This is a genomic window from Methanobacteriaceae archaeon (assembly GCA_029219465.1).
GTDB lineage: Archaea > Methanobacteriota > Methanobacteria > Methanobacteriales > Methanobacteriaceae > Methanocatella.
The window spans coordinates 17,501-42,328 of record JAQXTL010000007.1 but is presented as its reverse complement, the minus strand read 5'-3'; the positions used below and the strand labels follow the sequence as shown (position 1 = coordinate 42,328).

Sequence of the window (24,828 nt, the reverse complement as noted above, 5' to 3'; positions counted from 1 at the left end):
AGTTATGTATATATAACTAAAAAATCATAACTAATTATGTTATTAACTTAATTTGGGATTTATCTATGAATTTGTTTGAAAAATTTGGCATAAAAACAGATAATAAGATTTTATATGAAACTGCATTTTCTCATGGTTCATATTCAACAATACATGGTTTGGATTATAACTATGAACGTTTGGAGTTTTTAGGTGACTCTGTTTTAAGTGTCATTGTTTCAGAATATCTTTATGAAAAATACCCTCAGTATGGTGAAGGTAAATTAACAAAATTAAGAGCAAATTACGTTTGTCAATTTGCATTAATCCATTATTCTGAAGAATTGGGCCTTGATGAGTATTTACACGTCTCTGCTCAGGAATCAAACCTTACAAAAAATGAATTGATGTCTATAAAAGCAGATATTGTTGAGTCATTTTTAGGTGCAATGTTTTTAGATCAGGGTTGGGATTTTGTAAAGAATTTTGTTGCTGAGAATATATTTAAATTCATTGATAAAAAAGTAGTTTTCTTTGCTGATTACAAGTCAACCATGAAAGAATATGGTGATGCAAACGAAATGGACGTATCATATGAAATATTAGAGGAATATGGAGTTCCTCACGATAAGACATTTATCATTGCAATAATGGTTGATGGTAAAGAAATGGGTGTTGGAAAAGGTAGAAATAAAAAAGAAGCAGAACAAGCAGCTGCAAAAATAGCTATTGAAAAATTGAATATAAAAGGGGTATAAATGAATAAAGAATCTGTTGGTATTGTTGAGACAAAATACCTTGATATATCCGATCCAATTGTATTAGATAGTGGAAAAACTCTTGAAGAAGTTACTGTAGCATATGAAACCTATGGTGAGCTTAATAAAGAAAAATCTAATGCTATTTTAATTTGTCATGCATTAACTGGTGATGCTCATGCTGCTGGATGGCATAATGGCGATAGAAAACCAGGATGGTGGGAAATGGTAATAGGTCCTGGAAAAGCATTAGATAGTGAAAAATACTTTATAATATGTTCCAATGTATTAGGTGGATGTAAAGGAACTACTGGTCCAAGCTCAATCAATCCTAAAACCGGTAAAGAATACGGTTTGGATTTTCCTGTAATTACTATTAATGATATGGTTAAAGTTCAAAAGAAATTAGTTGATTCTTTTGGAATTGACCAATTAGCTGCCGTTGTTGGTGGGTCAATGGGAGGAATGCAGGTCCTTGAATGGATTGTATCTTATCCTAAAATGATGAAAAAGGCTATTGCAATAGCTACTACTGGAATGTCTTCACCTCAACAAATTGCATTTAATGCAGTAGGTCGCCAGGCAATATTTTCAGATCCTAGTTGGAATGATGGAAATTACTATGATTCTTGTGAAATTCCAAGTAATGGATTGTCCATTGCACGTATGATTGCACATATTACTTATTTAAGTGATGAATCAATGGATATCAAATTTGGACGTGGCCTTCAGGACAAAGACGAAATTAGTTATGACTTTTCAGTTGATTTCCAGGTTGAAAGTTACTTAAAACACCAAGGAGAATCATTTGTAAAACGTTTTGACGCTAATAGTTATTTATTCATCACAAAAGCAGTTGATTTATTTGACTTATCTGTTAATGACTCATTAATTGATGGATTTAAAGATGTTGAAGCAAATGTGAAGATTATTTCTGTTGATACGGACTGGTTATATCCAACAGATCAATGTATGGAAATTGTAACTGCTCTTAATGCAAATAATGTTGATGTTTCATTTTCAGAAGTAAAATCCAACTATGGACATGACGCATTTTTACTTGAAAAAGGCCAGCTTAATTATATTTTTGCTAATTTCCTATCAGAAAATGTTGTTGATGATTTAATGATGGAAAAAATAGCTAAAATTAAAGAAGGTTCTGATGTTGTAGAAGCAGCTAAATTAATGTTGGATAAAAATGTAACTCATATTCCAGTTGTTAGTGATGATGATAAACTTATTGGTATTGTTACAAGCTGGGATTTATCTAAATCTATCGCAACAGGTACAAATCGTCTAAAAGATATCATGACAAAAAATGTTGAATATTGTCATGCAGATGATGCAATTGAAGAAATTGCACGTAAAATGCGTAAATTAGACATTTCCTGTCTTCCTGTGGTTGATGAAGACATGAAAGTCTTAGGTCTTATTACTACAGACCAAATAAGTAATTTACTTAGTTAAATTACTTCTTATTTTAATTTTTTGAGGTTGTTATTATTTCAAGAAAAGCTAAATTTATTGAGGGTGCTAAAAAGGGTATTCCAATTACTTTTGGATATATTCCAATGGGAATTGGTTATGCAGCAATTGCAATAAAAGCAGGTATGAGTCCATTGGAAACTGTGGCAATGTCTGTTTTTGTTTATGCAGGAGCAGGACAGTTTATTGCTGCGTCAATGGTGTTAAGCAGTGCAAGTATTATGGCAATTGTGTTGACTAACTTTGTTGTTAACTTAAGGTATTTTGTAATGTCAACCTGTGTTTTAAATCAGGTAGAAGACTCTAATTTGCCTTTGAATATCCTGGCAGCTCATACAACTGTTGATGAATCCTTTGCAATGTTTTCTTTAAGTCAGGATTCTTCAATATGGGTTTATCTTGGAATTGCTATAATTGCATGGCTCAGTTGGATTTTTGGAGCAGCAATCGGTGTTGTAGTTTTAGATTTGCTTCCGGTAATTGTGACAAACAGTTTTAATATTTCACTTTACGCTTTATTTGTAGCAATTTTAGTTCCTGCTGTTAAGGAAAACAGACAGGTTGCAGCTTTAGTAGTGATAACTGCTGTTTTAAACATTATTTTAAGCCAATTTTTAGGAAACTGGGCTTTAATTGTATCTACACTTGTAGGTGCAGCAGTTGGAATGTATATTGTTGATGATGAATACGTACTTTCAGGTGATGCTTAATGGATTATATAATGTTAGTAATTATTGGTTGTAGCCTTGCAACATTCATTCCAAGGTTAATTCCGGCTTTATTTATTGATAAACTTAATTTCTCACCAAAATTCGAGAAATTCTTAAATTTAATTCCATATACAGCATTAGCTGCTTTAATTTGTCCTGGAGTATTAACAGTAGACAATCAATTATGGTATATTGGTTTAATAGGTGCAATCGTAGCAGCAGCTCTTGCATGGAAAAAGGCTCCAATGGGTGCAATTGTTATTATAACCGTGGTTGTATTAATAACAGTTTATTCTGTTGTTCCTCTTTTTTAAAAATAGAAAATAAGGATGATTATAAACTAACATCCTTAATTTTAAAGTATCCATATGATATTACTGTACCAATTATAAAGGTTATCAATACAGTAGCTATTGGTGTTAATAATGTGCATGAATAATCAGTTATTGTGTTTGAACTGATAATATAACATGCCATCCAAGGGAAATACGGTCCCCATGGACAGCCATAACTGAATATGTTTACAAGAACCAATATGGATCCAACAATCATTGATGGCACGATATTTCTCATAATCATTGACAGGAATATAAATGGTGTCATAACCAATGTAAGTAAAAATCCACCAAATAACATCACACCATAGTATTTTAATGCCATTATTAAGGTTAAACCAACTCCACCACCTAAATAACCGAATATTATTGTTCCAATAAAGGTAACACTAAACAACATCAATGTCCAGATTATAAACACTATGTATTTTCCAGTTAAGTATTTGAAATTGGATACTGGGCTTGTTAAGACTAATTTTAATGTATGCTCTGTGTATTCTCGTCCAATCAAATAGGATATTATAACGCATAAAAGGAATACTGCAAACAGTCCTGCCATATACACATGGGTTTCAACAAACATTTGTGAGAAGTGTAAAATGAAATCAGGATGTTCTGCTTGCATTTCTAAGACTCCAACATACATTAAAAATGGAGGAACAAGTCCGCTTAATAAGCTAAATATGAACAGTTTTGAATTTTTTAACTTTAAAAACTCTGTTTGAATAAAATTAATCATTTAAATCACCTATAATCTGATGTCCTTTTGTGTTAAATGGTAGTATGTTAATCCTAATCCTGCAATGAATGTTATTGCAATTAAACCGTAAACCATACTTATATTTGATGTATATTCGACTATTTCACCTGAAGATACGATTGCTGGGAGAATCCATGGGTAAAATACTGCAGGATCGTGTCCGTATGCAAATAGATTTCCAAGTGATAATGTTGCAGCACAAATCATAGCTGGAACCATACTCTTCATAAGCATGGAAATAAACATTATAGGAGTCATAACCATAAATAATAAAACTCCTCCAATTAACATCTCACCATAATACTTTAAAATCAAATTAGCACTTATTCCTTCTACTCCAGTAATGTATGAGAATATTACGGAGCTAAAAAAGCAAACAGAGCATAATATTAAAATCCAAATCAAAAATGCAACTGATTTACCAATTAAATATTTTGATCTTGAAATTGGTGTTGGAAGTATTGATTTTAGAGTATGTTCATTAAACTCACGACTAAACATATATGATACTACAATTGTTGTAAGAAACAGGCCAAAAATAGCTAACATATACAGGTTTGTTTGACCGGATAAGAGTGCAAAAGTGATTTTTTCACCATAATCAATTCTTCCTGAAAATCCGAAATGCACTAAAAATGCAGGAGCTATTGAACCTAGTAAAATTAACAGGAATACTTTTGAGTTTTTTAGCTTGAAAAACTCCATTTCAATAAATTTAAGCATTAAACTCACCATATCTTTCTTTTTTGTCAATAATCTTGGTGAAGTATTCTTCTAAACTTTCTTCACATATGGACATTTCATTTACTTTGATTCCTGATTTTACAAATTGCTCGTTAAACTCAGCTCTTAAATCTAAATGATTGTATAAATGAATATTATTTTCATTAACTGAAAAGTCAATATTCTCTTTTAATGTAAGTTTTTCAAGAATTTTACATGCTAAATCAATGTCAGATACTTCAAATTTTACATGTTTATTTAATTTTTCATGTAACTGGTTCATTGATACTTCTTCAATTAATAATCCTCCGTCCATTACACCAATAACATCTGCAATAGCTTCAATTTCACTTAAGATATGGCTTGAAATTAATATTGTAGTGCCGTAAACTTCAGATAAATCTTTTAGAAGTTTTCTAATTTCTTTAATTCCCATTGGATCTAAACCGTTAATCGGCTCATCAAGAATTAAAATTTCCGGATTGTGCATAATAGCAGCAGCAATTCCGAGTCTTTGTTTCATACCTAATGAAAAGTTTTTGAATTTTTTATCCTTTGCATGTGTAAGAGAAACGATTTCAAGGGCTTTTTCAATATCTTCCTTATTGTAGTCTCCTCTAAGCTTTGCAAAGACTTTTAGATTGTCAAAAGCAGATAAATTTTCATAAAAACCGGGTGTTTCTATAATTGATCCTATTTTTGAGTAAACATCGTATGGATCTTGTTTGTAGTGTTTTCCAAAGAAAAATATCTCTCCATTTGTTGGTTTTGAAAGATTTAAGAGCATACACATTGTTGTTGTTTTTCCAGCTCCGTTTTTACCAAGCAAACCATAAATCTTTCCTTTTTCAATTTTCATATCAAGAGAATTTACAGCAGTTTGTTTTCCAAATCTTTTTGTAAGATTCCTTGTTTCAATAATATAATCAACCATATTAATAATCTCCAAAATATTATAATCATTAAATCGGTTTCATATAATTAGTTATGCGCATAATAATTTTTTTGAACCCTGTGCAATGTGTTAATGATATGTTACAAATGTCATCTAAACATTGCATATGTTAATAATTATTTACATACTATATGAATCTTTTGTTTGTTAATTTTTTAGTAAATTCCATTAATTTATTGTTAATATTATAAATTAAGAAAAATTAATCATATTTATTTTAAATAAGAATTAATTTAATTAATTTATTAATATAAACTTATTTTACATTTTTTTTAATTATTTAAAGTTCATATATTCATTTTCTTAAAAATAGTTAAATTTATATACTATGTAATTTAACATTAACATAAGTAATTAGTTTTTAACATAATTACTCACGTACTTAAAAATAATGTTGTGGATTATTATGAAAACCATGATTAAATATTTAAGACAAGAACTCAAGATGAGTCAAAAAGAACTTGGGGATAAAGTTGGTGTTACCAGACAAACAATAAATGCTCTGGAAAACGGTAGATATAACCCATCTTTATTTTTAGCATATGAAATAACCCAAGTGTTTAACAAAATGTTATTTAAAGGAGATAAAGAACAATATTTCGTTATGGAAGATATTTTTCTTTTAGATGAAGAGTATTATTAGGTGATAAAAATGATTTTAGACATATATAAGGATGCATTTGAGTATTCTGCAAAGGATTGGAAAGCATTAATCATATTGGGAGTAATGTGCTTATTTAGCTTTTTAATAATTCCAGCATTTCTTATTGCAGGATATGGTTATAGGGTTGAAAACACTGCAGTACACGGAATTATTAACGGAAATGATCCATTACCTGAATTTGATGACATTTTTGAAATGTTCATTGAGGGTGTAAAGGTATTTCTAGTTCAAATAGCTTATTTATTAGTTCCTATGATTTTATTCATATTAGTTGTGGCTATTGCAGGAAGCATTGATGGTAGTGTTGGAGGAGCTGTATTTATTATTGGTGGTTTAATTACTTTTGTTGTAGGAATCATTGCATGTCTTATGGCACAAATAGGAATATGTCACATGGCATATAATGATGGAGCATTCTCAAAAGCATTTGCAATAAGTGAAATAAGAGAAGTCCTTAATGATATTGGATGGTTAAAATGCCTCACAACCTATGCAGGTTTAATTATCATAACTTTAATATTGTCCTGTGCAGTTACTGCAATCATAGGAATAATATTTACTGTATTAGGAATTACTGGTGGCATGTTAGGAGCTAACGCGGGTGGAATATTCGTTTTAGGTACTTTTATTAACTCATTAGTAACTATGTTTATTGTTGGACCATACTTATCCATATTCAATACAAGATCAATTGGATTATTATACACTATGCAAATATAGGTGAAAAAAATGAGTATAACTGACTATGTTGTTGAAGGGTTAAAATACCCATTCAATGACATTAAAAAACTTTTAAGCTTTGGAGTGTTATTTGCGCTATTTAACTTAATATCTCTATTTATTAGTACAACCTCTTTGGATATATTAAGAGCATATTCTGCATTGGAAAGTACTGGAATTAATGTTGTAAATATTTCACAGCTTCCAGCATCTCTTGTAAATATGGTGATTGGTTTAATAATCATTGGTTTTATCGTTTGTCTTCTAATTATGGGATATGAATGGAAACTTCTTAAGTTTTCAATTGATGAGAAAGATGAATTACCTGGAATTTACAATGTCATTGATTTGTTTGTAAATGGAATCAGATATTTCATTGTAGTAGTAGCATATAACATGATTCCAACTATAATTTTTGTAGTTGGCGCAATGCTTGGAAATGGTTCATTTGGTATACATGTAATACTACTTTCAGGGCTATTTTACATGATTTCATATTTCGTCCTAATTATGGCACTCAATAATATGGTTGCATATGATGAAATTAAAAAAGCATTTGATTTAAGAGAAATATTTGCTAACATCTCCAATATAGGATGGATTAAATACATTGGTGCTATTGTATTCACATTTGTTGTTTATCTTATAATCTGCGCTGCTTTAAGCTTTGTTTTAATGTTTGTAACATTAATCATCGCAGGTTTCATCAATAACCAAGCTATTGTAATTTCTGCAATTTTAGCTGTAATCAGCGGATTATTTGTATCATCATATATTGGAATATTTTATAACAGAGTGTTTGGATCATTATACAACAAAGCAATTGAAAATTAAGGTGAAAATATGAGTTTAAACACTCAAATCTTTTATTTTTTTAATCACGCATTTCGAAATCCAGTATTTGACGCTATAATGCCATTCTGGACTGAACTGGGAAGTTTCGTATTTATATTCTTCTTAGTAATAGCTATTTTAATATATGCTTATATAAAAAATAATGAAACACTAAAAAATATCATGCTACTAAGTTTAATTTCATTATTACTCTCAGGATTCTTTGTAGTTTTATTAAAAAATGGATTTCAGGAACCAAGACCATTTATGAGCTTAGATAATGTACATTTACTTGTTAATGAAACAGATCCAAACTCATTTCCATCAGGACATACATCTTCAACATTTGCTGTTGTAACATTTGTTCTGTTAAATATTGGGCAGTTAGTTAAAAAACACACTAAATTAGTTAGTATATGCTTAATAATATTCGCCATATCTATTCCATTTTCAAGAATGTATGTTGGAGTACATTATCCTGGTGATGTTTTAATCGGTGGAATTTTTGGATTAGCAAGTGCATTTGTCGTTAATCACTTTAAAGAACAAATTTTAAGTATTATTAGGAAGTTAAATAATTATAATGAGGAAATATTATGAATTTTGAAGATCAAAAGTTTTGCCAATCATGTGCAATGCCATTAGGTGATGAAGAACTTTACGCAACCAATGCAGATGGAAGTAAAAATGAGGAATATTGTATTTACTGTTTCAAAGATGGTGAATTTACATCAGATATTTCCATGGAAGAAATGAGAGATTTCTGTATTAAAAAAATGGTTGAAGTAAACCCTGAAATGGACGAAAATGAAGCATCCGCGATGATGCATGAAGTATTCCCTAAATTAAAAAGATGGGCGAAAGATTAGCTTATTTAAAGCTCAATCTTCTCTTTTTTTATATAATTTTTTCTATTGTAGATTTTTTGCTTTTTTTAACCTTAAATTTTAATTAATAAGACACTCTAATTAATAATATATAATAATATATAGGAATTTTTGGATAACATGTGTTCAATAGTAGGTCTACAAGGAAATGTAAATGCACAAGATATAGTGAAAATGTTAAAATCATCTAAAAACAGAGGACCTGATTCTTCAGGCATATATTTAGATAAATGTTATAATGATATTAATTTAGATGAATTTGCAGATGATAATGATTACAAAATTGCATTTGGTCATAATTTACTTTCAATTTATGATTCAAATGACCGTTCATCAAAATCTCAGCCAATTACTAAAGATAATCTTGTTTTAGTCTTTAATGGAGAAATATATAACTTCCATACCATTAGAAATTTCTTAAAAAAAGTAGGTGTTGAAGATCAAATAACCTCAGATAGTGAAGCATTATTGCATTTAATTGAATTTTACAATAAATTGGATTTATTAAATGCAACACAAGCAGCAATTAGATTAATTGACGGTGATTATGCTTTTGCTATATGGGATGGGCAAAATTTAGCTATTTCACGTGACCAGTTAGGAGTTAAGCCATTATTTTATGGTGAAAATGGGGAAATTAAAGGATTTGCTTCAACAAGACAAGCATTAAAAGAAATTGGTATAACTGACATTAATACATTAAAACCAGAACATATCCTTTACAACTGGCAGGATGTAGCACCAACACAGCCAATATATGAAAAAGTCTTTGATGGGGACGTTTCAAAAATCGATAAAATGTTAAGATTAAGCATTATTAAAAGAGTAGATGGATTATATGAGGTTGGTGTGATATTTTCTGGAGGAATTGACAGCTCATATTTAGCATTATTGTTAAAAGAAATTTCTGAAAACACTCCTTTGAAAATTAAACTCTATGCAGTAGGTGTTGAAGGATCTAAAGATGTTGAAGCAGCAATATATGCATCAAAATTCTTAAACTTGGATTTAGAAATTTGCGAAGTCACAGAAGATATGGTACGTGAAGCACTTCCTGACGTAATTGGAGCTATTGGTGATGATAATTTAATGAAAGTTGGAGTAGGTCTTACAACATACTTTGCAACAAAAATGGTTGCTCGTGACGGCATTAAAGTTGCAATCTCCGGACAAGGTGCAGATGAGCTATTTGGAGGATATAAAAGATACTTACAAAGTTTCATTGATGGAACACTTAATTATGAGCTTAGAGATGATATATCAAACATGTATCATGTAAACCTTGAAAGGGATGATGCATGCTCAATGCTTAATGGAGTTGAATTAAGATTGCCATTTTTAGATAAAACACTTGTAGAATTGGTCTTAAACATTCCAGATAATAAAAAAATTGTTTCAATGCATGATGATATGAGAAAAAGTATCCTAAGAAAATTGGCTTTCGAAGAAGGTTTGGATTATGAAATAGCTTACAGACCTAAAAAAGCAGCGCAATACGGAACTGGTATTGACAAGATTTTAAGAAAGAAGGTCATAAAGGATACTGATATTTCTAAATTTGTATAATTTTTATATATTATCTTTGAACTTTTTTTATTTTTTACTTTATTTTATTTTTTTAATATTCACTTTTTTTAATATACAAGAGAGAAAAATAGTTTGATTTAAATAATTGATTTTCTAAAAATATATATAATATATATAATATATATACATCTCTAATTTATTAGTAATGTGATTTATATGAAAAGAATGAGTAAACTGAATATTTTAAAGGTTATATGCTTTATTAGTCTTCTAGTATTCATATCAGGGGTTTCTGCTGCTGAAGCAGATTCAAATGATACTGTTGCTTTAGAAGTGACTAATGAAGAGATAATTAGCCAGGAGCCATTAAATACACTTAATGATCCTATTGCTAATGATCAATCGGCTATATCCGTAAATATGGAAGTATATAATACGACTCTTGGAGATAAATCGAATGTTAATATTGGGGAAAATGTTACTTATTCAATTAATGTATCATTAGAGAACGGTACTGTTTATAATAACGTATCAATTAAGAACGTTCTTCCTGATGGCTTTGTTTATGGTGGTGCTGTTTATGAGAATGGTACTTCTATTACTCCTCATGTAGACGGACAAATTGTAACATTTGAATTCTTGAATGTCGATTATGAGAAATATGGTGAAAATATAGTAGTATTCTTAAATGCTACTGTGGCTAACACTCCAGAAAATATCAGAGGATCAAAATCTAATTACTTAAGTCTTTTCTCAAATGGTAATTTGATAGACGAAGTTAATTCAGATGTAAATATTGTTGAACCGAATTTTGATATTGGCATGTCTTTTGATAAAGATATTGTCCAAGGTGGAGAAAATGTTAGTTTGTTAATTGATATTATTAATAATGGTGATGCTAACATATACAATGTCACTATTAATAATTTAACTTCATTGTTTAGTGAATATGTAAACATGTCTACTTTGAGTATAATTGGGGTAGATGTAATAACTAATTTATCCAGTATTTGTGTAGGTACTATTGAACCAAATACTGATAAACAGATTATAATTAATTTTAATGTAACAAATAATGTTATTATTGGTAGTTCATATACTGGTAATGTTAATATAGCTGGGAACTCTTTACCATACATGTCTTCTCAAACAAGAAGGTATGATTATAATGATACTGTAAGTTTTACCACAATGTTACCTAGTATGGATAAAACTGTAGCTAATGATAAAGTAGCTATTGGTGATAATGTTGTTTATATTATAAATGTAACATTACCTAATGGTAAATATAATAATATAACTATTAGTGATGTGTTACCTGATGATCTTACTTATGTTAATACAACTGTAGCAGGTAATATAATAACACCTACTATTGATGGAAACACACTTACTTTTACATTCATTGATATTGATGCTGATGACTATGATGGTAATTTGGTATTATATGTAACATGTGTAGTTGATGATGTAAATGCTAATGTCGCAGGTGTTACCAAAACTAATGTTGCTACACTTGTAAGTAATAACACTTTTATTAATGAAGATGCTGTTGATGTAACTATTGTTGAACCTGTACTTGATGTTGTTATTGGGTTTAATGATACTGATGTACAAGGTGGTACTAACGTAACTCTTATCATAGATGTATCTAATAATGGTAATGGTAATGCATGTAATGTTAGTGTTAATTACAATTTATCTGATTTAATTAATAATTATATTAAAGATAAAGATTTAGCTAATGTTATTGTAACCATTGATGGTATTAAGTATACTGTTGAAGATTTGGATGCAGCTATTAACTTAGGAACTATTAGTCCGAACACTACTAAACACGTTCAGATTAATTTTGTTGTAAAAGATGATGTAATGATTGGTAGTTCATACAATACTGGTGATATTACTATTATTGGTTATTCAACACCGACTATTACAAATAACACAAGAAACTATACTAAGAAAGATTCCGCAGGATTTGCTACTGATCTTCCTACTATGGAAAAAGTTGTTTATAACAACAATGTGGCAATCGGAGAAATTGTAAATTATTATATAAATATTATTTTGCCTAAGGGTAACTATTCAAATATTACTGTTATTGATGAATTGCCTAAAGGTATTTTGTTTAAAGATGCAAAAATTAATGGAGTTCCTGCTCAATTTTCCACATCTTTAGATGATAGTAAAATAACTTTTGAATTTATAAACTTCAGTTCATATGATTATAATAATCGTATGGTGATTGATGTACGTACAATCGTAGAGAATATTAATTCTAATGTTGATGGTGTAATTTTAACAAATAACGCAACTCTTATTTCAAACAACACTGTCATCAATAAAGATAATGTAAATGTAACAATTATTGAACCTAATATCACACTTGAAAAAACTGCTTTGGTTAAAGAAGGTCAAGTTAACCGTGCTATTGTTTTCGAATTTAAAGTAACAAACAATGGTGATGCACTTGCTAAAGGAGTTTACATCTATGATGATTTAACAGGTTTAATTAATGAAGACAAGATTAAAAATGTAATTATTACATGTGATGGGTTACCTGCTGAATATAGAAATAAAGGTAAACAGTTTAAGATAATTATTGGAGATCTTGCACCTGGTGAAACTAAAGTTATTTACTTCTTCTTCTATGTTGATAAAAATGCAGAGATTTTGAAGAATTTAACTAACACTGCTTTTGCATACGGATTCTCATCTGATGATGAAGACCATGTAAGAATATATAATGACACTGCAAGTGATACTTTTATTATTAATATTACCTCATTCCCTAATGTAATTGTTACAGAATATAATGGTAAATATAAATCTGAGACACCATTAACTCCTGAAGATCCTTTGGAAGTTATTGTTGGTGAGAAATTTACTTATGCACTTGAATTTAATAACACTGGTGTAATTAGTGGTTATAATACTGTTGTTGATTTAATTGTTCCAGGATCTGTTGATAACTTTACTGCAACTTACCTCGGACATAAAGTTGCTGTTGTTAAAGGTACTAATTTAGGTAACGGAACTTGGTATGATCCAATCAATAAAGCTTATGTTGATGTTCCTGAAGGAAATACTCTTTTCATTTTACAGATTCCTGTTGGTGGTTTTACTCCAGAACACCCTCCTGCTGAAGTTGTTATTAGTGGAGTTTTAGACAAAAAACATAACAATACTGATTTGATTAATATAACTGCAATTCCATTCTTCCAATATGGTAACGATTATACTGGTTATGAAAACGCAATTAGAGGTAATGAATCTACAGGTTATATCAAACCTAAATTTGTACACGTGGATAAATCTTCTGAATTAGGTGCTAGCTCTGGTAAAGTAGCTACTGGTTATACATGGAGATTTGAATTTAGTGTATCTGTTGATTTAGTAAATGATCTTGAATACACTTTATTAGAATTAATTGATAATCTTCCATCTAACTTAAAATACATCCCTGGCACTTTAGTTCTCACAGACTCACGTGGACAAGAAGTTCCTCAAGAATTATATGATGTATCCTATCCTGACGATATGGGTGGTAAAATTGAAATTAAATTCAAAAACCCTGTTGTTGGTGGACCAAGCACTGTAGATTACAAATTTACTTACATGGTTTATGCACCAAAATATGATAACACTACTGATGATTTAAAAGAAATTATCAATAACTTAACTGGTGCTAGAAACTTAACTAGAAACGAAGCTGTTGTTACTTACAGCATTGGCGAATACGGATTTGAAGACTCAGTTAGCGATGACTTTAATGTATCATTACAATCCATCAAGATTGTTAAAGGTGTCACTGACCTTAATGGTACTAATAATGGTTATACTGGACCGGGTCATAAATTATCTTACACAATACATTATGAAATTTCAGATTACTTCACTTTCACTGAATTTGTATTAAATGATACTGTTGGTGGAAAGCTTGGTTTTGATCAAACTTTCACTGGTGAAGACTTAGTATTATACTACAATGGTCAAACTTATGTAATGAACAAATCTTATTACACAATTACTAACTTAACTAATGGTAAATGGAGGATTATGGTTTATGTTTCACAGTTCTTCAATGATACATTCGGTTCTGATGTAATTTTAAACGGAACTTCCGGTTCTATTAAATTTAATGTAACTGTAAATTCAATAAACCATGAAGGTACAGTTATTAACTCAATGGACAGATTATCCAATTCTGTTACTGGAACTGTAAAATTAGAAAGCGGTAATTATGTATCTGATTCTGATGGTGCAGGCATAGTTATTGATGCTCCTGAAGCAGACAGTAAATCAATTTCACATATTAATGGTGTGGAACAAGGAAAAGAATATTACTATGACATTTACGCTCAAGATAATGTAACTTTCCTTATTGAAATTCACGTTCCTAACTCTGTTGATAAACTTGAAATTAAAGATTATGTAACTATTCCAATTTTCTCAATTAACGGATTTGATGTTAACCCAAGTACCCCTGGAATTATTCCTGAAGCAGGACACTGGGCATTTGCTGATGAAACTTCAAAATTATATGATATTGATGGAAATGAGGTTCTTCCTGTAGTTACTTTAGATTCTAATACACGTTCTATTAGTTTTGTATATAATAAAGTTTACAAACCTGTTCAAAACGTAACAACTCTTAGAATTTATATTACTTTACAAGTTGGAACTCAATACTTAGCTGATCAATTATTCAAACCTAACTTAATCAGTATCTATTATAATGATATTGAACAGAACAATTATGATTCTGAAAAAGTAGTTTGGATGCTTCTCAACGAACCTAACATGAACATTGATAAAAATGTAAATGATACTATTGTTCAAAATGGAGATGTAGTTGAATATAATGTAACTATCTCTAACGATGGTCACGCTCCTGCATACGATGTTATTGTTGCTGATGATTTATTAGATAAATATGGTGAATGGATTAAAGATGGTACTGTAACTAACTTTAGAGCAGTTTACGGTAATGGTACTGTTATTGACATTACAATGGATTATTTCGATTCAACTAAAGGATTTGACTTTGGTACATTAAACCAAGGAGAAAATATTACTATTTTCTACACTGTAACTTTCAATTCACATGCTGTTCCAGCTAGTGTAATTGTTAACACAGCTGATGTATTAAGATATTCTTCAGTTGAAGGTGGATACAATTTCATCTTAGATAAACCATTATTCAGTAATGCAACTTTAGAAACTTACGGATTAGAATTCTCAAAAGACTTTATGGGTTCTAATGACTTTAATAAATCAGAATTATACATTGGTGAATCCGGAGTATTTAATTTAACAGTTTGGTTACCACAATTAGATGTTGTTAACTTAACCTTTGAAGATTTAGCTCCAAACTTAGGATTCTACAGATTTGAAGTTATCTACGGTGATGGTGTACTTCACGATGGTGTAGATGTAGTATCATATGTATTTAGTGTATCCAAACCAACTCCTCGTGCTGAGGCAATAGCAACTGAGCCATATGTTGAGAAAAAATACTCTGATCTTGTACATATTGGATTTAACGGTACTTTATTAGCTACAAATAATGTTACAAATTATGTAACAATATTAATGTATTATGTTGCTAATCAAACTTTCTTCAATTATGATTATGTCTTTGATGATGTAAACGATGCTAAAGTGTACTATAACTGTTCATTAGATTATGCATCTAAAAAAGAGTTCATATATAACATTCTTGAAAATGAAATGATTCATACAACTTACCTATCTGACCGTGCTGACTATACTATTGTCCAATCTGTTCCTAAATTGGAAAGTAAAGTAAACGTCACTTCTGTTCAAGGTGGAGACGTTGTAAAAATAACATACGATGGAAAAACTAACGGATACGGTGTTTTATTCAATACAACTATTAGTACAGATTTAGCTGATTTGATTAATAACTTCATTATTGATCAAGATGTTGCTAATATCAACATAACTGTTGTATCTGGAAACGAAACCGGAAAAGCAAAAGTATACTGGAATAATTCTGTTTTATGCATTGACTTTGGTGAAGTTGAAGAAACTAAAGACCTTATTGTAGAATTAACATTTGTTGTAAAACCAGATGTTGTTCTTGGTACAAATTACACCAATACTGCATATATTGATGCAGGTTCTATGCCTGATAACAGATACAATGAAACAAGATACTATTCAGACAATGATTCATTAGCATTCAGTACTTTAACCTACTTTGACGCAAATAAAGTTGTTACTAATACTTCTGAAGGTAATGACACTGAATTTGTTTCATACGGTGAAATCATCGACTACGCAATTGTTATCGATGTTCCAAAAGGATTTGTAAACATTACAATCAACGATATTTTACCTAATGGATTTGAATTAATTGAAGGTTCATTAGTTTTATCTGATGGTACTGTTTTAACCCGTGATAACTACACTCTTAACGGCAGACAATTAAACATCGTTTTAGATGTTGTTGTAATTGACCAACCTTTAGTTGTCAACTACAAATGTATTGTTGTAAATGATGTAGCTAAAAACCCTGTTGGACAACTCAAAACCAACGTTGCTACTGTAACCTGGTTTGATAAAGTTACCTCAAAAGCAAATGTAACTATTGTTTCACCTAACGCATACGTTACTAAAATTTATAATGTAACCACTGTTGAAGGTCTTGATGGTGTTGAATTAGTAATCAGTGCTACAAACACTGGAAATTCAGTATTATATAATGCAACTATTATTGACGATTTAACTGATTTGATTACTAAATTTGTAAACAAAGACGACTTAAATATCACAATAGTTGAAGGAAATGAAACAGGTAAATTAGTATCTTCATGGAATGGAAATGTTATCAAATTCTACATGGATGAACTTGATGCAGCTAAATCTATTGTTATCAAATTTACATTCAATGTAAAAGCTGATGTAAAAATCGGTGTTACCCATGATAATAAAGTTGATTTCTATGGTTATTCCGTAAGTGATGATACTAAATATGTCAAAAACTTCACTGATGATGATATAGACAGATTTAACACTGTCGGATTACACATTGATAAAAACATAAACAATACAAGCATTATCAATGATAAAACTCATGTAACTATCGGTGAAGAAATCGTATATGTAATTGATGTTGATCTTGCAACCGGTTCATATGACCGTCTTGAAATTAAAGATGCACTTCCAGCTGGATTTGACTACATTTTAAATTCAGTTAAAGTCTTTAAAGACGGAACTGTTAGCGAAACAACCGGATATACTATTGATTACACAAATCGTGTTGTAACAATTTCATTTAACAATGACTTTGCACAAGATGTGATTTACAACTACGATAAAAAATTCAGAGTATACCTAACAGCTATTGTATTAAACAATACTCAAAATAAAGCTTCAATCGTTCCTAAAGTAAATACTGCAACCTACTACTGGAACAACAAACAACTTTCAGACTCTGCTTCTGTTACTGTTGTTGAACCTCAAGTAGCTATTGATAAAGTTGTTAACAACACTATTGTTAAAGGTGGAGACAATGTTTATTATGACATAGTTGTCGAAAACACTGGTAATTCCATTTTATACAACGCATCTGTTGTTGATGATTTAACAAAATTCATTGGAGTATTTGTTGGAGATGCTTCTGATATTCAAATATTAGTTGATGGTGTTGAAACTGCTGGACAATGGAACGGTAGTGTATTAACTATTAACTTAGGTGATTTAAACCCAGGTGTATCTAAAAACATTAGATTAGTATTCACTGTTAAAAATGATATTTTCATTGGTAGTGTATTTAATAACATTGCTACTATCAAAGGTTACTCAATTCCTATAATAAACGGTGAAGAAAGAGCATACGTTGGAACTGACAATGCTGATATAAGAACCGAAGGTCCTTCTATTGACAAAGTCGTTGATGGTACTAACGTAACTAACAGCAAATTGTATGTAACTATTGGGGACAAAGTATACTACTTAATTACAGTAAACTTACCTGAAGGTAATTATACAGTTCTTAACATTATTGATACTCTCCCTACTGGATTTGAATTTGTATCTGCTGCCGATAAATTTGGTGCTGTTGAAAATATTTCAGTAGTTGATAATAAAGTCTTAATTAACTACACAAATATTGATTCATACACTTATGACGGTAAATTAGTCATTAATTTAACTGTTCTTGTTAAAGACATTGCTTCAAACAAAGCAGGAGTAGTTAGACAGAACAATATTGAATTAGAATACGAAGGATCCCATGATTATGACAGAGCAGACATAACTATCGTCGAACCTAAGATTACTGTTACTAAAACAGTTAATGTTACTGTAATTGAAGGTGGAGATGGTGTTTATTATGAAATCACTGTCAAAAACACTGGTAACTCTGTATTATACAATGCTTCAATATTAGATGACTTAACAAAATTAGTAAATGAATTCGCATTAAACGGTAAACAAGGAATTACAGCTAAATTAAACAATAATCCTGTTGCAATTGATTGGATTGATAATGCTGCTAAAATCAATTTAGGAGATATGAATCCTAACGAAGTAAAAGTCATTAGATTTACTTTCACTGTACGTGACGATGTTGTAATTGGTAATACTTTCAAAAACACTGTTCTTGTAAATGGATATTCTGTTCCATACGCAAGCAATGATACTAGAAGCTACATCAAAACTGCAGAGTCAAAAATAATTACTACACAAGGTCCTTCAATCATTAAAAATGTTAACAACACTAATGTAACTCAAGGTCTTGATACAGTAACTATTGGTGAAGGTATTGATTACTTAATCACTCTTGACTTGCCTACCGGTAATTACACTTACATCCAAATTGAAGATGACTTACCTGAAGGTTTAGCTTTCGTATCTGCACATTACTTAAACGGTACTGAAGTACCAGTCACAGTAATCGGTCAAAAAATCATTATTCGCTACGATAATGTTCACTCATCTGACTTTAATGGATTATTAGTGATTAACATCACTGCTTTAGTCAAAGATGAAAATGTAAACAAAGCTGGTGACTTAAAAGTAAACAGCGTAACATTTGATGTAAATGGAGCATTTGAAGGTAATGATGAAGTTACTGTAACAGTTATTGAACCTGATCTTGAAATTACCAAAACTGCGGACAATTCAAAATACAATGTAACTGAAAAAGTAGAATACACTATTACTATTGAAAACATCGGTACTTCTACAGCTTACACAATTAACCTTGCAGATGTTCTTGATAAAGGATTAATCTTTACCAACGAATATGAAACAAACTTGCCTTGGAATGTCAATTTCGATTCCGCTACAAATACATTAACTGTATCTGGAAGCGAATTAGAAGCTGGCAGCAAATTCACATTAGTCTTTAACTGTACTTTCGACCAAGACTTAGCTGATATCTTAGGTAAAGACATATACAACACTGCAGAAGTTAATTACTCATCTGTAAATGACGAAAACAACAGATCTTACACAAACTCATCCACTAACATGGTTCATGTAGTTGTATGTGACTTATCTGTTGAAAAAATAGCTACTAGTGATATCTACGCTGGTAAACAAGTAACTTACTTAATTACTGTTGAAAATAATGGTCCTGATGTCGCATATGATGTAATTCTTAAAGACATCTTTGATGGAAAATACCTCTCAAATGTACAGTACTCCTTAGATGGAACTCGCTGGAACAATTACGGTCAATCCATTTCCTTAGGATCAATTAATGCAAACTCCAAGAAATTAGTCTACATTAGAGCATTATTAAATGCTAGTGCATTAGGAATATTAAACAACACTGCTGTTGTTTCCACTTCAGTTAACGAATCAAGATATGATAACAATGTTGATGAAAACATTACTACCATTATATCTAACACTGAATTAAATGTAAATAAAGTAGATAACATTACTACTGGAGTTATCGCAGGAGAAAATATTGAATACACAATTACTGTTGAAAATAAAGGACCTGCTGTTGCATTTAACAGTACTTTAACAGACTACTATGATGTAACTCAATTACTCAATGTTGAATACTCCACTGACAAAGTTGTTTGGATGCCTTACACTAATGCTACTGTAATCAACTTAGGTGATGTAGCACCTAACGAGAAAAGAACCTTCTATTTCAGAGCTTTAGTAAACGCTTCAAGTAGAGGAATCATTGTAAATGTTGCAAACATTACAACTGATACCAAAAACACTGGAATCAATTCATCTACTGAAATTACTCCAATCATAACAGACTGTGGATTCATTATTGAAAAAGTTGCTAACGTAACTTCAGTTATTGCTGGTGATTCAATACAATATGTAATTACAGTAACTGCTACTGGACACTCTAACTCATTCAATGTCACTTTAACTGACATATTGGATGCAACTTTATTAGATGTCACAAACGCACAATACACTCTTGATGGTGTATCAAAAGGTAGTTGGACTGGTAGTGTCTATTATGGAACAATGCACCCTGGTGACTCTTTCACAATTACAATTACCGGTTTAAAAGTAAAAGAAAGTGCTGATAAAGATATTTTCAACGAAGCAAACGTTACAAGTGTGGAAGTTCCTGAAGGTGTAGTTGATAATGTAACTGTACACTTAACATCTGTTGATTTAGCAGTAACAAAAACAACTAACGCAACTAACGGACTTGCAAACTTATTCGATGAAATTACATACTACATTACTGTAACTAACAAAGGTATTGACACTTCAAATAATGTAACTGCATTTGATTTAATTGACCAAGGAGTAATCATTAAAGATATCAAATCCACTTCCGGAACTGTATATGATCAAAACACTGGAATCTGGACTATTGGTTCATTAGCTCCTGGTGAAACTGTAACTTTAAACATTACATGTAAAATCAATGCATTTGGTGTTATTCCAAACCATGTTTCAGTAAACGGTACTGGTCATGACACTAACTTAACAAATAACAATGCATCTGTAAACGTATCTGTTGCTGAATACACAATTGATAAGACTTCAGTTGATGTTTCATACATTAACAACACTATTACTTACACAATTGCTGTTACAAACACAAACAACATTGATGGAATTAATGTAAAAGTCATTGATGTATGGCAAGACGGTAAATTCGAATTTGTAAGTGCAAGTGGAAATGGAGTACATACAGATAACAAATGTGTCTGGACTATCCCAAAAATCGCTAAAGGTACAACTGAATATGTAACAATCACATTAAAAGTACTCAAAAACGGTACTTTAGTAAATAACGCTACTGTTAATAACGTAACTACTAACAAGACTATTATTGTTCCTGAAGTTACTGTTGATAAGACTGTTAACGTTGTAAACCCTAACTATGGTGACTTAGTAGAGTTCTACATTACTGTCTACAACAAATTTAACGTAACTGTTTCAAATGTGACTGTTTGGGATGTTTTACCTCAAGGTTTAGAGTTTGTAAGTGCTGATTACGGTGGAGTAAACTCTTCATTACATAATGTAAAATGGAACTTTGATCTTGGTGCTAATTCCGAGATTGTTTTAACTGTTGTTGCAAAAGTTGTTGATTATGGTAATTTAACCAATGTGGCTATTGTTAACGATAATAATGGTAAAGGTGACAATAAAACTGATAATTCTTCAGTACTTGTTCCTGAATACAGTATTGTTAAAGATACTCAAAGTACCATTGTTAAATACAATAACATAACCTACACAATTACTGTTACAAACACAAACAACATTGACGGTTATGACATTGTCGTAGTTGATACCTGGATTAAAGAACAATTAGGTGGCTCAGGTAATTACACCTGGACTATTGATCATATTGGTGCTGGCGAATCTGTTGTCTTAAACATTACTTTAACAGCTTTAACAAATGGAACTATTACAAACACAGCTACTGTTAACAATGTAACTACTAACAAGATTATTATTGTTCCTGAAGTTACTGTTGATAAGACTGTTAACGTTGTAAATCCTAATTACGGTGATTTAGTAGAGTTCTACATTACTGTATACAATGGTTTCGATGCTATTGCTTATAATGTGACTGTTTGGGATGTTTTACCTGCTGGATTAGAGTTTGTAAGTGCTGATTATGGTGGAGTGAACTCTTCATTACATGATGTGAAATGGAACTTTGATCTTGGTGCTAATTCCGAGATTGTTTTAACTGTTGTTGCAAAAGTTGTTGATTATGGTAATTTAACCAATGTAGCTATTGTTAACGATAATAATGGTAAAGGTGACAATAAAACTGATAATTCCTCAGTATTTGTACCTGAATACACAATTATTAAAGTTGCAGACGACATTTATAAAGTATATTCAGTTGGTGAAGAAGTAACTTACACAATTGTAATAGCTAATACCAACGATATTAAAGGAAATAATGTTGTTGTAATGGACAAATTTGATGAACGCTTACAATTCATCAGTTCAACCGGTCCTAATGAAGATTTAAGCCACCTTGGCGAGAATAAGATTTACTGGACTTTCGATGAAATTGATGAAGGCGCTACTGTTGAATTCAATGTTACTTTCAAATTAATTGGAGCTAATACAATTCCTAACACAGTATTTGTTAATAATGTTTCTGATACTGAAAACATTACTATTGTTAATTTAACTGTCAATAAGACTACTGTTGACGAAATTATTAACTACGATGGTATGGTTGAATTTATCCTTAATGTTACTAACCCTACTGATGGTATTGCACGTAATGTAACTATTACTGATGTTTTAGGTAATGGTTTAGAATTCCTCGATTCCAACTTTACTGCAAATATGACTGTTGTTGATAAACAAAAAGTCTACTGGATTGTAAATGTTCCTGCTGAAGGATTAGTAATTAAAGTACGTGCTACTGTTAAAGATTACGGCGTTTTAAACAACACTGTTTACGTTGATGATCATAACGGTGTCAAAAACAGTACTTCATTCGTAAAAGTTGCTAAATACGACATTGATAAAGAAGCAAACATAGATGACAAAAAATATTCACTTGGAGAACTTGTAGTTTACGAAATCATTGTTTCAAACGATAATAATATCGAAGGTAAAAACATTGAAGTAGTAGATATCTTCAATAACGCTCAGTTAGTATTTGTTAACTCAACTGGACCTAATGAAGATGCAAGTGGTAAAGATAATGGTATTATCAAATGGACTATTCCGTCCATGGCTGCTGGAGAAGTATACAAATTCAAAGTAACCTTTGTTGTAATGGCTCCTGAAACTACCGTTATTTCCAATAATGTGAAAGTAAACAACGTAACTAGTACTGAAAACATTACTGTTGTCGGTGTTACTGTTGACAAGATTGCAAATGTAACTACTCCTAACTATGGTGAGTTAGTATCATTTGACATCGTCATTGGAAACGAATACAACACTGAAATCAGAAATGTAACAGTTATGGATATTTTATCCCCTGGTTTAGAATTTGTATCTACCAACTACACTGTTGGATTTAATAATGCTACTAAATCATGGAGTAACTTAACAATCGGTCCTGATGGATTAACCATTAATGTTATCTGTAAAGTTACTAAATATGGTGACTTAAACAACACTGTAAGTGTAAATGACAATAATGGTGTATCAGATAATAAAACTGACATTGCAGAAGTATATGTTCCTGAAATCACTGTTAATAAAGATGCTATAAATAAAACATACATCATTGGTGATGAAATAACCTATACTATAACTGTTATTGGTGATAATAACACTGATGCAAATAAGGTTTTAGTAACCGATTACTTACCTGCTGAGTTAATTAATATTGAGACAGATGGTGTATACGATAAAGATAAACACATAATCACTTGGATTATCGATATTCCAGCTGGTGAATCTATTAATTTAACTGTTAAAGGTAAATTAAACGGAAGTGGCTTAATTGATAACAAAGTCACTGTCGGAAATCACACAGCTAATAAAACAATCTTTGTCGAAGACCTTTGTGATGTTGAAATCACTATAGATGCTCCTAAAGAACCTGTTAAAGTTGGAGAACCATTTGAAGTTATTGTTACTGTAACAAACCATGGTCCTTCTACTGCTAAGGATGTTGTTGCAACCTTAGACATTAAAGGTTCATACATATTACAAAAATATGATCCATCTAAAGGTGTATTCACTAATGTCTGGACTATTGGGGACTTGGCATGCAATGAAACTGTTGTACTTAGATTAACTTTAATCGCAACAGCTCCTGGTGAGATTACTATCTCAGCTAATGTAACTACTACAACTAATGAGTCAGATTATACAAACAATAATGCTTCTGCAGCAGTTGTTGCAATCCAAAGCAACAATAATGATACTCCTTATAATCCACATAATGTGGCAAATAAAGGAGCTATGTATGCTACAGGAAATCCATTGTTAGCTTTATTAGTTGTATTATTATGCATTCCAGTACTTAGAAGAAAAGAATAACTAATTCTTTTCTTTTTTTAAATGAAACACTATAAGTGGC

Annotated in this window: 14 protein-coding genes; 11 read left to right on the top strand and 3 right to left on the bottom strand. The window is 30.7% G+C overall.

The features are described 5' to 3' along the window. Nucleotides 1-65 precede the first annotated feature (65 nt). The 4 genes from rnc to PUD86_05490 all read left to right on the top strand — a co-directional run bounded on the left by rnc (nucleotide 66) and on the right by PUD86_05490 (nucleotide 3,246). Nucleotides 66-737 (top strand): ribonuclease III, encoded by a 672-nt coding sequence (gene rnc / locus PUD86_05505; protein ID MDD6776729.1) that lies wholly within the window; start codon nucleotides 66-68, stop codon nucleotides 735-737. Next, complete coding sequence (locus PUD86_05500) at nucleotides 738-2,204, top strand: homoserine O-acetyltransferase (GenBank protein ID MDD6776728.1); 1,467 nt, start codon at nucleotides 738-740, stop codon at nucleotides 2,202-2,204. A gap of 83 nt (nucleotides 2,205-2,287) precedes the next feature. Next, a complete protein-coding gene (locus tag PUD86_05495) occupies nucleotides 2,288-2,932 on the top strand; it encodes an AzlC family ABC transporter permease (GenBank protein ID MDD6776727.1) in 645 nt (214 codons plus the stop codon). After that, nucleotides 2,932-3,246, top strand: a complete 315-nt coding sequence (locus PUD86_05490; GenBank protein MDD6776726.1) for an AzlD domain-containing protein — start codon at nucleotides 2,932-2,934, stop codon at nucleotides 3,244-3,246. Before PUD86_05495 ends, PUD86_05490 begins: the two co-directional genes overlap by 1 nt. A gap of 19 nt (nucleotides 3,247-3,265) precedes the next feature. Here PUD86_05490 and PUD86_05485 read toward each other — a convergent pair whose 3' ends face one another. From PUD86_05485 to PUD86_05475, 3 genes are read right to left on the bottom strand one after another with little or no spacing between them, the layout of a single operon-like run. Continuing rightward, on the bottom strand, nucleotides 3,266-4,006 hold the full coding sequence (locus PUD86_05485; protein MDD6776725.1) for an ABC transporter permease: 741 nt from the start codon (nucleotides 4,004-4,006) through the stop codon (nucleotides 3,266-3,268). Nucleotides 4,007-4,015: 9 nt separating this feature from the next. Further along, entirely contained in the window at nucleotides 4,016-4,750 is a 735-nt protein-coding gene (locus PUD86_05480; protein MDD6776724.1) for an ABC transporter permease, read from the bottom strand. Further along, nucleotides 4,743-5,684 (bottom strand): ABC transporter ATP-binding protein, encoded by a 942-nt coding sequence (locus PUD86_05475; GenBank protein ID MDD6776723.1) that lies wholly within the window; start codon nucleotides 5,682-5,684, stop codon nucleotides 4,743-4,745. Before PUD86_05475 ends, PUD86_05480 begins: the two co-directional genes overlap by 8 nt. A gap of 412 nt (nucleotides 5,685-6,096) precedes the next feature. Here PUD86_05475 and PUD86_05470 point away from each other — a divergent pair, with 412 nt between their 5' ends. The 7 genes from PUD86_05470 (at nucleotide 6,097) to PUD86_05440 (ending at nucleotide 24,788) form a co-directional block, all read left to right on the top strand. Continuing rightward, nucleotides 6,097-6,348, top strand: a complete 252-nt coding sequence (locus PUD86_05470; GenBank protein ID MDD6776722.1) for a helix-turn-helix transcriptional regulator — start codon at nucleotides 6,097-6,099, stop codon at nucleotides 6,346-6,348. 9 nt (nucleotides 6,349-6,357) lie between these two features. Beyond that, on the top strand, nucleotides 6,358-7,089 hold the full coding sequence (locus PUD86_05465; GenBank protein MDD6776721.1) for a DUF4013 domain-containing protein: 732 nt from the start codon (nucleotides 6,358-6,360) through the stop codon (nucleotides 7,087-7,089). Between the two features lie 9 nt (nucleotides 7,090-7,098). Then, nucleotides 7,099-7,923 carry a DUF4013 domain-containing protein gene (locus tag PUD86_05460; GenBank protein MDD6776720.1) on the top strand — a complete coding sequence of 275 codons (825 nt, stop codon included), beginning with the start codon at nucleotides 7,099-7,101 and terminating at the stop codon, nucleotides 7,921-7,923. Between the two features lie 78 nt (nucleotides 7,924-8,001). Further along, nucleotides 8,002-8,523, top strand: coding sequence for a phosphatase PAP2 family protein (locus PUD86_05455; GenBank protein MDD6776719.1), 522 nt, complete (start codon nucleotides 8,002-8,004; stop codon nucleotides 8,521-8,523). After that, nucleotides 8,520-8,792, top strand: coding sequence for a zinc ribbon domain-containing protein (locus tag PUD86_05450; protein ID MDD6776718.1), 273 nt, complete (start codon nucleotides 8,520-8,522; stop codon nucleotides 8,790-8,792). Before PUD86_05455 ends, PUD86_05450 begins: the two co-directional genes overlap by 4 nt. 138 nt (nucleotides 8,793-8,930) lie before the next feature. Next, the gene (locus tag PUD86_05445; protein ID MDD6776717.1) at nucleotides 8,931-10,376 is read left to right on the top strand and encodes an asparagine synthetase B; all 1,446 of its coding nucleotides are present in this window, start codon (nucleotides 8,931-8,933) and stop codon (nucleotides 10,374-10,376) included. 177 nt (nucleotides 10,377-10,553) lie between these two features. After that, the gene (locus tag PUD86_05440; protein ID MDD6776716.1) at nucleotides 10,554-24,788 is read left to right on the top strand and encodes an isopeptide-forming domain-containing fimbrial protein; all 14,235 of its coding nucleotides are present in this window, start codon (nucleotides 10,554-10,556) and stop codon (nucleotides 24,786-24,788) included. Nucleotides 24,789-24,828: the final 40 nt, after the last annotated feature.

Excerpts from the sequence above, each read along its gene's own strand:
- PUD86_05490 (MDD6776726.1), top strand. The coding sequence starts at position 2,932 with ATGGATTATATAATGTTAGTAATTATTGGTTGTAGCCTTGCAACATTC.
- PUD86_05475 (MDD6776723.1), bottom strand. The coding sequence starts at position 5,684 with ATGGTTGATTATATTATTGAAACAAGGAATCTTACAAAAAGATTTGGA.
- PUD86_05450 (MDD6776718.1), top strand. The coding sequence starts at position 8,520 with ATGAATTTTGAAGATCAAAAGTTTTGCCAATCATGTGCAATGCCATTA.
- PUD86_05500 (MDD6776728.1), top strand. The coding sequence starts at position 738 with ATGAATAAAGAATCTGTTGGTATTGTTGAGACAAAATACCTTGATATA.
- PUD86_05440 (MDD6776716.1), top strand. The coding sequence starts at position 10,554 with ATGAAAAGAATGAGTAAACTGAATATTTTAAAGGTTATATGCTTTATT.
- PUD86_05445 (MDD6776717.1), top strand. The coding sequence starts at position 8,931 with ATGTGTTCAATAGTAGGTCTACAAGGAAATGTAAATGCACAAGATATA.
- PUD86_05470 (MDD6776722.1), top strand. The coding sequence starts at position 6,097 with ATGTTGTGGATTATTATGAAAACCATGATTAAATATTTAAGACAAGAA.
- rnc (MDD6776729.1), top strand. The coding sequence starts at position 66 with ATGAATTTGTTTGAAAAATTTGGCATAAAAACAGATAATAAGATTTTA.
- PUD86_05465 (MDD6776721.1), top strand. The coding sequence starts at position 6,358 with ATGATTTTAGACATATATAAGGATGCATTTGAGTATTCTGCAAAGGAT.
- PUD86_05485 (MDD6776725.1), bottom strand. The coding sequence starts at position 4,006 with ATGATTAATTTTATTCAAACAGAGTTTTTAAAGTTAAAAAATTCAAAA.
- PUD86_05460 (MDD6776720.1), top strand. The coding sequence starts at position 7,099 with ATGAGTATAACTGACTATGTTGTTGAAGGGTTAAAATACCCATTCAAT.
- PUD86_05480 (MDD6776724.1), bottom strand. The coding sequence starts at position 4,750 with ATGCTTAAATTTATTGAAATGGAGTTTTTCAAGCTAAAAAACTCAAAA.
- PUD86_05455 (MDD6776719.1), top strand. The coding sequence starts at position 8,002 with ATGCCATTCTGGACTGAACTGGGAAGTTTCGTATTTATATTCTTCTTA.